This window comes from Bacillus sp. ISL-41, from assembly GCF_018613235.1.
Taxonomy (GTDB): Bacteria; Bacillota; Bacilli; order Bacillales; family Cytobacillaceae; genus Mesobacillus.
This window is the reverse complement of record NZ_JAGGQP010000013.1, coordinates 18,196-31,907: the sequence shown is the minus strand read 5'-3', so window position 1 is coordinate 31,907 and position 13,712 is coordinate 18,196. Positions and strand designations below refer to the sequence as shown.

Genomic DNA, 13,712 nt, shown 5'->3' with positions numbered 1-13,712 from the left:
ATCATCCCTCCATTCCGTTATTTAATCGCCCCATCACAACCATATTATAAAAATTGCCATCAGACAGCAGTTTATCATTCTTCAAGACACCTTCGATTTCAAATCCAAGCTTTTCATAGAGCCTCCTGGCACCCTCATTAGTTTCCATCACATGCAGAGTGATTTTCTTAATTTGGTTTTCATCTGCCCAGGAAATCGATTCTTGTAACAAATTTTTGCCGATACCATAGCCCCAAAACTCTTTTAATACGCCTACCCCGAATTCTACTTTATGCCTGAACCTTTTTAGGTCAGTTCCAGCACATCTTGAAAACCCGATAAGCCTTCCTTTTGTTTCAGCCACCAAAAAGATGTTTGTAGGACTCTCACTGTCTGCTTTTATAATGGATCGAAAGCTTTGGGGGTCAATGAATGCCTCGCCTGGTTCCCGGTCAAGATTTTCAGTTTCTCCGTCAATTTGCAGCCTTAAATCAGACAAAGCTTCTGCATCAATATCGGCTGCAGATCGAATTTTGTATTTTAAATCCCTAATATTAAAATCTTTTTCACTTATCAGCATCGAATTTCCTCCAAAATATACCTTAGCTTAATTTTAGACATTGAGAACCTTTCTGTATAGTTCAAATTATCACACCGATGTCCAAAATGCTTACAACAACGTTAAAAGGATGGAATCAGGTGATTCCATCCTCTCTTTTATACATTTTTAAGCTCTTCCACAGCTTCCATCGCCTGTTCTCTTAACTTGAACTTTTGAATTTTTCCTGAAGCGGTCATAGGATAGCTTTCTGTGAATTCGATATATCTTGGAATTTTGTGTCTTGAGATTTTGCCTTTGCAATATTCTTTGATTTCTTCAGCTGTGGCAGATTCTCTATCTTTTAAAATAATCCATGCCATGACTTCCTCGCCATACACACTATCTGGGATTCCTACAACCTGGACATCAAGGACTTTCGGATGTCTGTAAAGGAATTCTTCGATTTCGCGTGGGTAGATGTTTTCCCCACCCCTGATGATCATATCCTTTAGTCTGCCGGTTACTCGGCAATAGCCGTTTTCATCCATAACAGCCAAATCCCCTGTGTGGAGCCAGCCCTCTGCGTCAATCGCTTCCCTCGTTGCGTCAGGATTTTTATAATACCCGTCCATAACATGGTAGCCGCGTGTGCAAAGTTCTCCCTGGACTCCACTTGGAACCTCCTCCATCGTACCTGGCTTGACGATTTTCACCTCCACCTCAGGAAGGGCTTTTCCTACAGTTTCCACCCTCAATTCCAGTGGATCGTTCGTCCTCGTCTGCGTAATGACTGGAGACGATTCTGTTTGACCATAGGCAATTGTTATTTCCTTAGCTCCCATTTTCTCATTCAAAGCTTTCATCACTTCAATCGGGCAATTGGATCCAGCCATAATCCCCGTTCTCAAGGATGAAAGGTCATATTTTTCAAATTCAGGATCATTCAGCTCGGCGATGAACATGGTTGGTACACCGTGAAGGGCCGTACACTTTTCTTTTTCGACGGTCTCAAGAACTGCTTTTGGACTGAACTCCTGGACAGGAACCATTGTTGCACCAACAGTGGCACAAGCAAGGGTACCCATTACACAGCCGAAGCAATGGAAAAACGGTACAGGAATACACAGTCTATCTTGATCCGTAAGCTTCATTGCAGACGCAACATTATACGCGTTATTGACAATATTGCTGTGAGTCAGCATAACTCCCTTTGGAAATCCAGTCGTACCTGAAGTATACTGCATGTTGATGACTTCACTCTGCTTCAGCGTTGCCATTTGCTCGTCCAATTCTTCCTCTGTCACGCCATCAGCCATATCCAGGATGTCCTGCCAGCTGTATGTGCCCGGAAAACGCTTTTCTCCCATTACAATCACATTTTTCAAATATGGCAGAGTGCTGCTTTCGAGCTGGCCTGGCTCACTCGTTTTCAACTCTGGAACAATCTCGTATACCATGTCAATGTAAGAAGCGTCTTTGTATTGTTCCATCAATATGATGGTCGTGGAATCTGACTGTTTTAATAGATACTCCAATTCCGCCGTCCGATAATTTGTGTTGACAGTAACAAGGACTGCCCCCATCTTTCCTGTGGCAAACTGAGACACCACCCATTCCGGCGTATTAGAAGACCAGGCAGCAATGTGCTCTCCTTTTTTCACTCCCAGCTTCATCAATCCTCTGGCAGCTTTGCGGCATAGCATGTTGAACTCCTTATAATTCATCCTCAGGTCACGGTCCGCATAAACAACCGCTTCATGCTCTGGATACTTCTTAGCTTGAACTTCCAGTAATTCACCTACCGTGTATGGCAGCAGATTTTCCATTAAACCAACCTCCTAATTAAGTTAAATTATGTAAGCGTTTACTAATAACTATAACACTCTAGTTTGAATATTCAATATTTTTAAAATACATTCCTCCCTTTTTACTAAAAATACAAATAAAAAAGCAGGGAAAATTCCCCGCTTTAGTAGTTACTTGTCATGCCACATATAGGATTTTCCAGTTTCCTTGGACACAATCGATATGCCAATAGAAGCGCCATGTCCCGCGGCTATGACGGATTGACTTGACAGACCTGCTAACAAGCTGGTGATATAAAGATTTGGGAGTTTTGTGGTTCCATCGTGCTCAATCCCCAATACCTTTTTAATTTTCCCGCTAGGTACCTTCTCATTTACTGCCAACTCGAATCCTAGGCTTTCAAGCAATGAAGTTTGAAGGTTCGTGGCAATAACCAGGTACTTTGCAGCTCTTTCATTGCCATCAGTCAATTTGATTGAATAGCCATGATCGGTCCGTGTGACTGTTTCAACCGAACCCTCAAGCCATTCAGTGCCCCCATCAATTGCCTGGTCTTTAATGTTATCCAGAAGTTCTGGACCGGCAATTTCTTTGATTCCCGGATAATTAAAAAGCTTTGAAACTTGTTTGATTTGGGATTTCCCTGAATCGATGACTGCAGTTTTCAATCCGCCCTGGGAAGTGTAAATCGCAGCTGATCCACCTGAAATCCCGCCTCCAATCACTAGTACATCTAGCATTCAAACTTTCCCTCCTGAATCTTATGTATCCTCCCCTTTTCTACTGGGAGGCTATCTTTTTTTTAGAATAACTTAGAAATCAAATAAATGACTCCTGCCAGGAGCCATACGTACGTGGCTGGTCATATAGGCGGAAAGCCAGAAAACTTCCCTTGCCCTTCATTACCTGTACGCTTTGGTCCGATTCCTCAGGAACCGCCTGCACAATGGTTATTTTTCTTATTTTCTTCCAAGTTCTCACCTCACAAGCAATCATTAGACTTAAAAAGAGGAAAGCAGTGCTTCCCTCTTTTTGTTTTTTAGTGAGTGTGGTGTACAGCGCAGCGGTTAGGACCGATTTCCAGCTCCATTGCTTCTTCTGCTGTCACTTCTTTTACACCGCGGTTGATCGCAACAATATCCTCAAAATTTGGCGGTGTCTCACTTGATGCAGATTGAGCTACATGGTCGACAAACTCATCAACTGTTTTACCTGCCATAATTTCATTTTGCTTGCGGATCAAACCTATTTGGCTTCCAATGAAACCTTCTTCATTTACTTCGTCATCAAAGGCAGCATAGTGTCCCGGCAATACAATTACATCATCCGCAATTTGGGATACTTTGCTATAAACAGTATCATACAAGTCTTTTGCCCACTCAGCAGCTTTTCCGCCAAGGTCTGGGCGTCCAAGGCCATTTACAAAGATAGTATCGCCTGAGAATAGAAGTTTATTATTCACAAAGAACGAAACACTGCCCGGGGTATGTCCTGGTGTCTTAACGGCCAAGACTTCAAGTGTAATGTTCTCGAATTCAATTTTATCATGCTGCTCTAGCGCTTCAAAGTCAAATACCGCGCCTTCACTCTTCATCAGGTAATATTTCGCTCCTGTGACCTCAGCCAGTTCCTTTCCGCCGGATAGGTGGTCAGCATGAAGGTGAGAATCAACGATGTGTGTGATTTTTACATTTTCCTTTTGTGCAACTTCAGTATAACGGTTGGTGAACCTTGATGGATCCACAACAAGTGCCTCATTTTCAGAAAGAACCATATATGAAAGACAGCCTTTTCCAACACGGATGAACTGAAGGACTTTGACCTTTTCATCCTTATATACTTCAACTGGATACAGGTATTCGCTCCAGGATTTCATCCCGCCAGAAAGATAGGAAACATCAAAACCTGCATCAGAAAGCATTTCAGCAACCATTACTGAAGAACCTTCCTTAGCACAGATTACCACGATGTCTTTATCCTTCGGAAGCTGGTCAACTACTTCGTCAACACCATCGATTAAGTCAAAGTAAGGGATATTAAGGTAGTCGATTTTTTCACCTTCAACCTTCCAGTCTTCAAAGTCTTTAACATTTCTTACGTCAAAAATGAAAAATTCTTTTTTGTTTACTACCCATTCATTTAATTTTTCAGCAGTGATTGCTTGCATTCCCATAATAATTCCTCCCGTTGATAAAAATGATTATGTCGAGTATTAAATCCCCATTTAATACCCTTATGGGTATATATTATAATTTCGAATGATAAATTGCAAGCTTTTTTTGTTTAATAATGTGACTATGGTGTTTTGTCCAATTTTCTTAACGATTCCATCGGTTTTTTAACTGTCCAGAATATGAAAAAATTTCTAATAAAAATTCTTCATAATGGGTTTTCAAAACCTTAATAAACCTTTACAATGAATGAAACTATACAATATAGTTTGAAAATTCAATCCATTCTTACCGAGGAGGAATGCAAATGAAAATTATGAGCAATGAACAGTTGGTGGTCTCGTATCGTGATGCATTAAAGTCGGAACATGATAAAGAATGGGCAAAAATACTTAAAACAGAAATCTCCAAAAGAGGACTCAAGCCATTTAAAAATCGTTAATCAGAAACAAGAAAAACATTTGTCGCTTGATGACAAAAGCCGCTTGCTGCCATATTGGCAGTAGAGCGGTTTTTTTAATTTTTTTAAAGAGATTATGACTGATTCGCGGCTGAATTATTGGCGGAGAAATGTTAACAAAAAATTCACAAAATTACTTATCTGTTTAGATTAAAATGAGCTTATAGAAAGGAAGTGGACCATGCTACTAAAAGCACGTACCGAGCCAATGGAATTAATTGCATTAAGGCATTTAAACAGAAGAATGGAATTATCTTCGGAGAATAAGTTCCAGCTTTGGAAGATGGAAAAGGGTTTTACAGGAGAAATGATCTTCGACCGGATGACCGAAAATCTCGCTGAAGAAAGGTATATCATCGATGACCTCCTACTTCAAGTTAATAACTCTTATTTCCAGCTGGATAAAGTTATCATTGCGCAAGATGGAGTTTATCTTATCGATGTCAAATATCACGAAGGCGATTACTATCTCGATGGAGACAAATTATATTCAGTCCGTACGAATCGAGAATACAAAAACCCCGTCATTCAATTGACACGAAGTGAGACCCTGTTCCGTCAGCTGCTCCAAAACCTCAGGATGAATCACCTAGGCCGCGCCACCGTGATCTTCAACAATCCTGAATTCACCCTCTACCAGGCCCCGATGGATCAACCGATCATTCTACCAACACAAATTAACCGGTTTCTAAAAGAGTTAAACAACACTCCTTCCAAAATGGATGATAGCCACAAGAAACTCGCCCAAACATTGCTTTCACTGCACCAGGTTAAAAATCCATTTTCCACCCTGCCTCACTACCAATATGAACAACTGGAAAAAGGAATGCATTGCTGTGAATGCGGGTCCTTGAATACCGAAATTGATCAATATGACCTCGTTTGCGGAAAATGTGGAACCCATGAAAGAATCGAAAAGGCGATTGTGCGGCATATCGAGGAAATCAAAGTGCTTTTTCCTGAAGAGAAAATCACTACGCAAATCGTTTATGAGTGGTGTAATCGGAAGGTTAGCAGGAGGACGTTTTTGAGGGTGTTGAAGAAGTATTATAGTCCAGTTGGAAAGACCAAGGATGTATATTTTGAGTGAAAAGCAAGCTGACTTAAGGATCTTCGAGAATTAATGACAGCTTTGACCTCTAAACACTGAAACCTGTCACATTAACGGCGGTTTCTTGACAGCTTTGGCTCGATATACTGAAACCTGTCCCAATAACGCTGGTTTCTTGACAGCTTTGGGCTCGATGCACTGAAACCTGTCATAATAACCGCGGTTTCTTGACAGCTTTGGGCTCGATGCACTGAAACCTGTCATAATAACCGCGGTTTCTTGACAGCTTTGGGCTCTAAACACTTAAACCTGTCATAATAACGTCATTTTCTTGACAGCTCTGAGCTCGATGCACTGAAACCTGTCACAATAACCGCGGTTTCTTGACAGCTTTGGGCTCAATGCACTGAAACCTGTCATAATAACCGCGGTTTCTTGACAGCTTTGAGCTCGATACACTGAAACCTGTCATAATAACAACGGATTCTTGACAGCTTTGGCCTCTACACACAAAAACCTGTCATAATAACCGCGGTTTCTTGACAGCTTTGAGCTCTGTACACTGAAACCTGTCATAATAATAGCGGTTTCTTGACAGCTTTGGGCTCTAAACACTTAAACCTGTCATAATAACGTCATTTTCTTGACAGCTTTGGGCTCGATGCACTGAAACCTGTCATAATAACCGCGGTTTCTTGACAGCTTTGGCCTCTACACACAAAAACCTGTCATAATAACCGCGGTTTTTTGACAGCTCTAGGATCAACAAGAAAACTGTTCCGCCAAACCCTTCAAAACCAAAAAAAGCACTGCCGATAATCCCCGGCAGTGCTCTATTAATTACCCCTGTAGCAATAAAGATTCTGGATCTTCCATCAGTTCCTTGATCCGCTTCAAGAAGGTAACGGCTTCCTTTCCATCCACGATCCTGTGGTCATAGGATAAAGCGATGTACATCATCGGCCTGTTTTCCATTCGGTCCTTATCGATTGCTACGGGACGAAGCTGGATGGTATGCATTCCGAGGATACCTACCTGCGGACCATTGATGATCGGTGTGGACAGCAATGATCCAAATACGCCTCCGTTTGTAATCGTAAAGCTTCCTCCCTGAAGGTCTTTCAAGGAAAGTTTGTTTGTTCGTGCCTTTTCAGCCAATTCGTTTATATCGTTTTCGATCTCTGCAAAGTTTTTTCTGTCTGCGTCCCTGATGACCGGCACTACAAGTCCTTCGTCTGCGGCAACAGCGACTCCAATGTCATAAAACTTTTTGAGGACGATTTCGTCTCCCTGGATTTCAGCATTCAGGTAAGGAGTCTTTTTCAACGCCGCCACAACAGCTTTCGTGAAAAATGACATAAACCCTAAACGAACATCGTTCTCCTCATAGAAACGATCCTTCCATTTCTTCCTCAATTCCATAACAGCCGTCATATCGACTTCATTAAAAGTCGTTAGCATCGCTGCTGTCTGTTGGACCTCTACCAGTCTGTTCGCGATAGTCTGGCGTCTTCGTGACATCTTGATACGTTCGACCCGGCTGTCATCAGCAGAATTTCCGGCAGTAGCAGCCTTTGGCGCAGCAGCTTTTTCATCCACTGGCTTTTGTGCAGCACTTTCACCAGTTGCCTTTTGTCCTGGAGTAAAAGACTCCACATCCTGTTTCCTTACTCGGCCAAGCGGATCCTGGGAGGTTACCTTGCTCAAATCGATGCCCTTTTCCCTGGCCAGCTTTCTGGCAGCTGGTGATGCAATGATACGCTCCGATGCTTCTTCGGCACCAGACTGTTCACCCGATTTACTGGTCTCGGTTTTTTTTGCTTCAGAAGAACCACCAGCACGTTCATCAGGTGACTCAGTCTCCCTTCCTGCTACTGCAGTATTCGGATTGTTTCCTGCTTCCGCAGTATTCTGATCGTTTCCTGCACTCCCCTGCTCACCAACAATTGCGATTGCTTCCCCAACCTTCACTGTATCTCCTTCTTCAGCGAGCAGCTCCGTCAATACTCCGTCATAGTCAGAGATAATCTCAACATTCACTTTATCGGTTTCCAGTTCAACGACATATTCACCTTTCTCGACTTGATCACCCTTTTTTTTCAGCCATTGGGCAATCGTTCCCTCGGTGATTGATTCGGCCAATTCAGGAACTTTAATCTCTGCCATCTTAAATTCCTCCTCCATTTGTCCTTGTCAGTGCATCTCTTACAATTCTTGCCTGCTCCAACTTGTGGATGTTCGGATCTCCCTCTGCCGGGCTTGATCGTCTTCTTCTGCCAATATACGAAGCTTCCAGCCCGTTTGGTGCTGCTTCATTGATTCTCGGCTCGACGAAAGTCCATGCACCCATATTCTTTGGTTCTTCCTGGACCCAGACGATTTCTTTTAAGTTCGGATAACTCCTTAACTTCTCTTTTAAAAGTTCAAGCGGGAAAGGATAGATTTCCTCGACTCTCAATACATGCAGCCATCCATGCTCTTTCGGCTGTATCTTTTCTGCGATATCAATGCTCACTTTTCCAGTGCACAGAACCACGCGCTCGACATTTTCCGGCTGGCCACCAAGTCCTGGCTGCTCAATGATCGGCTTGAAGCTGCCTTCGGCCAATTGTTGTGGGTCCGCTGCAACCGTAGGATTTCTGAGCAGACTCTTAGGTGTCATCAACACCAGCGGGCGTACAGCCTCCTGCCTTAAAATCGCCGCCTGTCTTCTGAGGATATGGAAATATTGAGCTGCAGAAGACAGGTTGGCAACAGTCCAGTTGTTCTCAGCTGCGAGTGTTAAAAATCTTTCTACTCTGCCGCTTGAATGCTCTGGGCCCTGGCCTTCATAACCATGAGGCAGAAGCATGACCAGACCGGATTTCTGTCCCCACTTCGCTCTGCCAGCCGCCACGAACTGGTCGAACAATACTTGGGCAGCGTTGGCAAAATCACCATATTGCGCTTCCCAGAGTACTAAGGTTTCCGGGGCGAATACGTTATAGCCATATTCAAAGCCCACTACAGCAGCTTCGGATAGCGGGCTGTTATGAATCGAGAAGGATGCTTTTGCATCAGGCAATACATGGAGTGGTGAAAATTGCTCTCCAGTTTCACTATCATGCAAAACTAGATTTCTCTGTGCGAAGGTTCCTCTCTCAGAATCCTGTCCTGTAAGTCTGACTGGTGTACCGTCTTTGATTATAGAAGCAAACGCCAATGTTTCCGCAAGTCCCCAGTCGATTTTACCGCTCGCAGAAAAGGCTTCTTTCCTTCTCTGAAGAATTTTCTCCAATTTATTAAAAACATTGAATCCTTCAGGCCAGTTAAGGAGATCACTATTCATTTTTCTTAATGCTTCGATTGGCACCCCAGTTTCTATCTCTGGTATTCCCATTTCCACTACTTCTGGAATATCGGGTTCGTTCGTTACTTCCTTTTCTTTCTTCGGGACTTTTTCATATGCCTCTGTCAGCCTGTTCGTGACTCTTTGCTCAATCTCGTTTCTTTTCTCATCAGACATTGATCCCTGATCTACAAGCTTATTGCCATAGAGTTTCTTAACTGTCGGATGTTTGTGGACCAGTACATACATTTCAGGATTTGTAGTCATTGGCTCATCCATTTCGTTATGGCCAAATCGTCGGTACCCAATCAGGTCAATCAAGAAATCCTTCCCGAAAGTCTTTCTGTATTCAAAAGCCAGTCTGGCTGCCATTAAGCAAGCCTCAGGATCATCAGCATTGACGTGGATGATCGGAATTTCATATCCCTTTGCCAGGTCGCTCGCATAGCGAGTGGAACGTGAATCCATTGATTCGGTAGTAAAGCCAATGGTGTTATTGGCGATTACGTGAATGGTTCCGCCTGTCTTATATCCGTTTAAACGGCTCAAGTTCAGCGTTTCAGCCACGATTCCCTGCCCCGGGAATGCAGCATCTCCATGGATCAGGAGCGCCATCGCTTTAACTGGATCATATTTTGCGTAACCAGGTTCGTCCCTGTCATCCTGAGCGGCTCGCGTAAAGCCCTCAACCACAGCACCTGCAAATTCCAGGTGACTCGGGTTATTGGCCAGAGTCAGTCTTGCATTCGCTGTATTGTCTGACTTTATCTTCCGGTCAAGGCCAAGGTGATATTTAACATCGCCGGTCCAGCCGAAATTAATTCCAATAGATCCTTCTGATGGAACCAGCTCTTTATTTGGTGCATGCTGGAATTCAGCAAAAATCATTTCATACGGTTTACCGAGAACATGGGCAAGGACATTGAGTCTACCCCTGTGTGCCATTCCTATGTTAATTGTTTCAACACCATTATTCACTGCGCCAGCGATAACCTCATCAAGAAGAGGAATCATTGAATCAAGACCCTCGATTGAAAACCTCTTTTGGCCGACAAAAGTACGGTGCAGATACTTCTCAAAGTTCTCGACCTCTGTAAGACGTTCATATAAACTGATTTTTCTTTCTGCTTCAACTTTAGGAATTAGTTCACCAGACTCAACCTTCTGTCTTAGCCATTCCTTTTCAGCCATTTCATTTACATGTTCAAATTCGTACGCAATTGTATCGGAGTAAACCTGTTTAAGGAATTGAAAAGCCTCTTTCCCATTCTTTATAGAAGTAGGGGCACTCGGACATATGAGATCTACTGGAATGTCCGTCAAATCAGCATCAGTCAATCCCCATTTTTCATAGTCATCAAGTTGAGGATCCTTGCTGCCAAACTGCAATGGATAAATATTTGCAGATAAATGGCCATAAGAACGGATATAATCAGCATATCTCAATGCAGCTGCGATTTTCGCCGGAGACCCCGCTGGTTTTTCTACAATTGTTTCTTCATTACGTTTTTCAGGTTCTTTCAATTGAAGATTAGAATGCTGTTCAAAATATTCCTTGATATCAGCTTCAACGGAATCAGGATCTCTAAGGTACATTTCATATAATTCATCAACATACCCCTGGTTTGGCCCATGAAATCCCGGCCATATTGCCTTATTCCCCGTAACTGGCTTTTTCACAAAAAAACCCCCTTGCCAATACTATATTCGCTAATTATCTGTTACCCTGTCGTGCTTATTTCTAACTGTTAATTCAAAGAATAATATTATAATTCAGATATCAACCGTTTACATTAATATTTTAACATGATTTTTCCTTTTAACCAAAGGTTTTGACTATGGCGATAGTGTTAATTAAATGCATAGTTTTATTATTTCGAAAAAACTATTACTGTTAAAAAGGACAATAAAAAAAACCGGTTATACCGGTTTTTGAGTTTGTTGCCTTATAATCTATAAACTCATCATTGTAGCAAACATGTTTTTCGGTGCAAAAAGATTATTTCTTTTTTCAATCTGACTGGGCTCGATCATTTCACTATGTTCTACAGGCATTTCAATATGCCCGCATGTTATGCACTTCTGGAATCTTGATCCGGCTGTAAAAATGTCTACACCATCATTGGTTGTAAATCCAACATGTTCCTCGTGGAAAGAAAAACGGTGGTGGCAATTTTTCGATTCGCGCATATTCACCCTCCTGTTAATGTTCCTCATTCAAATTATATATCAAATATTCAGAATTTTGCGTGACAAATATCATAATTAAAGTCCAAACTGCAAAATAATTTCACTCTGCCAAAAGAAGAGCTTACTTATAGGCCAAAAAGAAAAGGGAAAGCATTTCATATGCCTTCCCTACTTAATTACCTTTTATCTGACAGTTTAAACCGCTGTTGAGCCAGAAAGTGTTTTTTGTATTTCTTTTTCTATATTTTGAATGACGTCTGGGGCGTCTGCATCAACTTCTACAAAAGGACCATCATACTCTAGCAGTGCATGGTTATACCGGGGATCATAATAATGGACCAGTAAAATCTCAATCAAATCTTTATAATTTTTTTCTTCCAGAGCTACAGCCAAAGAGGGTGATATTTCATGATTGATCCGCCTTATCAGCTTTGTTACCTTCTCCCTGACTTCTTCTTCAAACCAGGCTTCTCCCATAAAAGGCTGAACATATTCACCGTATATGCGTTCAACTCTTTTAGGTATAGAGCTTTTAACCAGGAAATGGATTCCGTTTTGTTTTTTATAGATCAACTCTTCAGGCTGGGCTGACCGCCCGATTCTTTTGCTCTCCGCTTCAATGATAAAGTAGTTGGAACCTGTCAGCTCATTCAGCCTTTCAAACAGTAAAGCGTCAAATGTTTTCTGATTGTGCGCCTCTCCCTTGCCAATCATTCCAAAAATGGATCCTCTATGGTTTGCGATTTTTTCCAGATCGACAACAGGGTATCCCTTTTCCTGGAGAGCCTGCAAGATATCCGTTTTGCCAGTACCTGTCATTCCATGCAAAACGATGGCTTTTTCGGGCAGCAACTGGGGAGTTTTCTCCAAAATATATTCCCTGTACGCACGGTAACCGCCTTCCAGACGCATTGCGGGGATTCCGGCATATTCAAGGAATGATGCTACAGACCTGCTTCGCATTCCGCCTCTCCAACAATGGATTACAGGTTCAGCACCTGTCTTTTTGAGATCCTTTATCTCACCGAGCAAGCGTGGAAGCTTTGGAGAAACAATCTCCATAGCCCGCCATTTTGCCGCCTCTTCACCAGACCGCTTATAAAGTGTGCCAATTTCTTGTCTTTCATCGTCTGTGAATAATGGTATATTGACTGACCCGGGTATGGCAGATTCACGATGCTCGATTGGCGCTCTGACATCGACTGGTATATATTCCTTTGAGCTGATTAATTGTTGTACTGATATATCTTTCATTTCTCGATTGACCTCCATGGTCGCATGTTTAAAACTACATCTACTTATTGTACCTAAAACAAGCAGATTTTTCACCATTATTCCCTTAAATCAGCTTAATCCTATCATTTTTTAAAAACAAAAAACCGCAGAAGGTCTGCGGTTAACATGAAAACTTTTTGCCTACGAGTACACTGACTGCCTGGCAAAATTCCTTCCAATGTTCCGGAAAGGAATCAAGGCCCCTGCTTTCATAGGTCCTGCCTTTTGTTTTTAATTTTACTGACCAGCTGGTTCCATCAACTACAATGCCTTCTGTTTGATAATCTTTTCTCCACTCCCATAACTTCAAATAATACAGCTTCTTTTTAAAATCCTCCACGCTTCCATAGGTGCCGACTTCAAGCGGCTCGGTAGCTTTAGCATCAAGATGCCATTCAAAGTAAGTGAAGGTGTTCCTTTTAAAATCTATTCTCACCCTCATTTCAGGTCCCGGATATCCATGCAATACCACTGTCATCAAAAGGGGCTCCTTATCAGGCCTTATTGAAACGATGTCATCTTTTAATAGAAATAATTCCTTATTGCTGCTAACAAGTGTTTTTATATAAGAAGGTTCCACTAGATCATTCTCACTTACAAAGCTTTGTTCATGTCCACTCATTTCCTGGCAAATCACTGGTATTGTCGCATTTCCCTTTTTACCTAAAATATCGAGAATCGCTTCGTACATTTTCATCTCGTTCAACGTCCTTTATTAAAAACTAATTATTTCGTCTCTTTTATTTCCAGCCTTGAAAAACTTTAAGTAAAGTATATACAACAAATAATTGAATGTACTGTAACAAATCGCACGCTTTAAGAAAAAATATACATTATCACACCTGACAAATTTAGTCATTTTTTTCATTTACCATACTTTTATTGTTGTATATTGTCCGTTTCTGCGCTTT

General features: G+C 42.0%; 11 protein-coding genes. 2 read left to right on the top strand and 9 right to left on the bottom strand.

Annotated elements, in window-relative coordinates:
• Nucleotide 1 precedes the first annotated feature (1 nt).
• From J7I80_RS06140 to J7I80_RS06125, 4 genes are all read right to left on the bottom strand, one after another.
• Nucleotides 2–559 (bottom strand): GNAT family N-acetyltransferase, encoded by a 558-nt coding sequence (locus J7I80_RS06140; RefSeq protein ID WP_214736641.1) that lies wholly within the window; start codon nt 557–559, stop codon nt 2–4.
• Between the two features lie 137 nt (nt 560–696).
• Nucleotides 697–2,337: an AMP-binding protein gene (locus tag J7I80_RS06135; protein ID WP_214736791.1), complete on the bottom strand. Its 1,641-nt coding sequence runs from the start codon at nt 2,335–2,337 to the stop codon at nt 697–699.
• A 159-nt stretch (nt 2,338–2,496) separates the two neighbouring features.
• Nucleotides 2,497–3,066: an FAD-dependent oxidoreductase gene (locus J7I80_RS06130; protein ID WP_214736639.1), complete on the bottom strand. Its 570-nt coding sequence runs from the start codon at nt 3,064–3,066 to the stop codon at nt 2,497–2,499.
• A gap of 299 nt (nt 3,067–3,365) precedes the next feature.
• Nucleotides 3,366–4,499 (bottom strand): MBL fold metallo-hydrolase, encoded by a 1,134-nt coding sequence (locus J7I80_RS06125; protein WP_214736638.1) that lies wholly within the window; start codon nt 4,497–4,499, stop codon nt 3,366–3,368.
• A 305-nt stretch (nt 4,500–4,804) separates the two neighbouring features.
• On the opposite strand from J7I80_RS06125, the gene sda reads away from it, so the two are divergent.
• Both sda and J7I80_RS06115 read left to right on the top strand, forming a co-directional pair.
• Nucleotides 4,805–4,939, top strand: coding sequence for a sporulation histidine kinase inhibitor Sda (sda, locus tag J7I80_RS06120; RefSeq protein WP_192470565.1), 135 nt, complete (start codon nt 4,805–4,807; stop codon nt 4,937–4,939).
• A 199-nt stretch (nt 4,940–5,138) separates the two neighbouring features.
• Nucleotides 5,139–6,047: a nuclease-related domain-containing protein gene (locus tag J7I80_RS06115; RefSeq protein WP_214736636.1), complete on the top strand. Its 909-nt coding sequence runs from the start codon at nt 5,139–5,141 to the stop codon at nt 6,045–6,047.
• Nucleotides 6,048–6,848: 801 nt separating this feature from the next.
• Here J7I80_RS06115 and odhB read toward each other — a convergent pair.
• From odhB to J7I80_RS06090, 5 genes are all read right to left on the bottom strand, one after another.
• On the bottom strand, nt 6,849–8,174 hold the full coding sequence (gene odhB, locus J7I80_RS06110; RefSeq protein WP_214736634.1) for a 2-oxoglutarate dehydrogenase complex dihydrolipoyllysine-residue succinyltransferase: 1,326 nt from the start codon (nt 8,172–8,174) through the stop codon (nt 6,849–6,851).
• 1 nt (nt 8,175) lies between these two features.
• Nucleotides 8,176–11,016 carry a 2-oxoglutarate dehydrogenase E1 component gene (gene sucA / locus J7I80_RS06105; RefSeq protein ID WP_214736632.1) on the bottom strand — a complete coding sequence of 947 codons (2,841 nt, stop codon included), beginning with the start codon at nt 11,014–11,016 and terminating at the stop codon, nt 8,176–8,178.
• Nucleotides 11,017–11,289: 273 nt separating this feature from the next.
• Nucleotides 11,290–11,526, bottom strand: a complete 237-nt coding sequence (locus tag J7I80_RS06100; RefSeq protein WP_214736630.1) for a hypothetical protein — start codon at nt 11,524–11,526, stop codon at nt 11,290–11,292.
• A gap of 195 nt (nt 11,527–11,721) precedes the next feature.
• The gene (gene mnmH, locus J7I80_RS06095) at nt 11,722–12,780 is read right to left on the bottom strand and encodes a tRNA 2-selenouridine(34) synthase MnmH (RefSeq protein WP_214736627.1); all 1,059 of its coding nucleotides are present in this window, start codon (nt 12,778–12,780) and stop codon (nt 11,722–11,724) included.
• Nucleotides 12,781–12,922: 142 nt separating this feature from the next.
• The gene (locus tag J7I80_RS06090) at nt 12,923–13,498 is read right to left on the bottom strand and encodes a hypothetical protein (protein ID WP_214736625.1); all 576 of its coding nucleotides are present in this window, start codon (nt 13,496–13,498) and stop codon (nt 12,923–12,925) included.
• Nucleotides 13,499–13,712 lie beyond the last annotated feature (214 nt).

Coding starts and splice junctions, on each gene's coding strand:
- J7I80_RS06140 (WP_214736641.1), bottom strand. CDS start 559: ATGCTGATAAGTGAAAAAGATTTTAATATTAGGGATTTAAAATACAAA.
- J7I80_RS06130 (WP_214736639.1), bottom strand. CDS start 3,066: ATGCTAGATGTACTAGTGATTGGAGGCGGGATTTCAGGTGGATCAGCT.
- J7I80_RS06125 (WP_214736638.1), bottom strand. CDS start 4,499: ATGGGAATGCAAGCAATCACTGCTGAAAAATTAAATGAATGGGTAGTA.
- sda (WP_192470565.1), top strand. CDS start 4,805: ATGAAAATTATGAGCAATGAACAGTTGGTGGTCTCGTATCGTGATGCA.
- J7I80_RS06115 (WP_214736636.1), top strand. CDS start 5,139: ATGCTACTAAAAGCACGTACCGAGCCAATGGAATTAATTGCATTAAGG.
- odhB (WP_214736634.1), bottom strand. CDS start 8,174: ATGGCAGAGATTAAAGTTCCTGAATTGGCCGAATCAATCACCGAGGGA.
- J7I80_RS06100 (WP_214736630.1), bottom strand. CDS start 11,526: ATGCGCGAATCGAAAAATTGCCACCACCGTTTTTCTTTCCACGAGGAA.
- mnmH (WP_214736627.1), bottom strand. CDS start 12,780: ATGAAAGATATATCAGTACAACAATTAATCAGCTCAAAGGAATATATA.
- J7I80_RS06090 (WP_214736625.1), bottom strand. CDS start 13,498: ATGAAAATGTACGAAGCGATTCTCGATATTTTAGGTAAAAAGGGAAAT.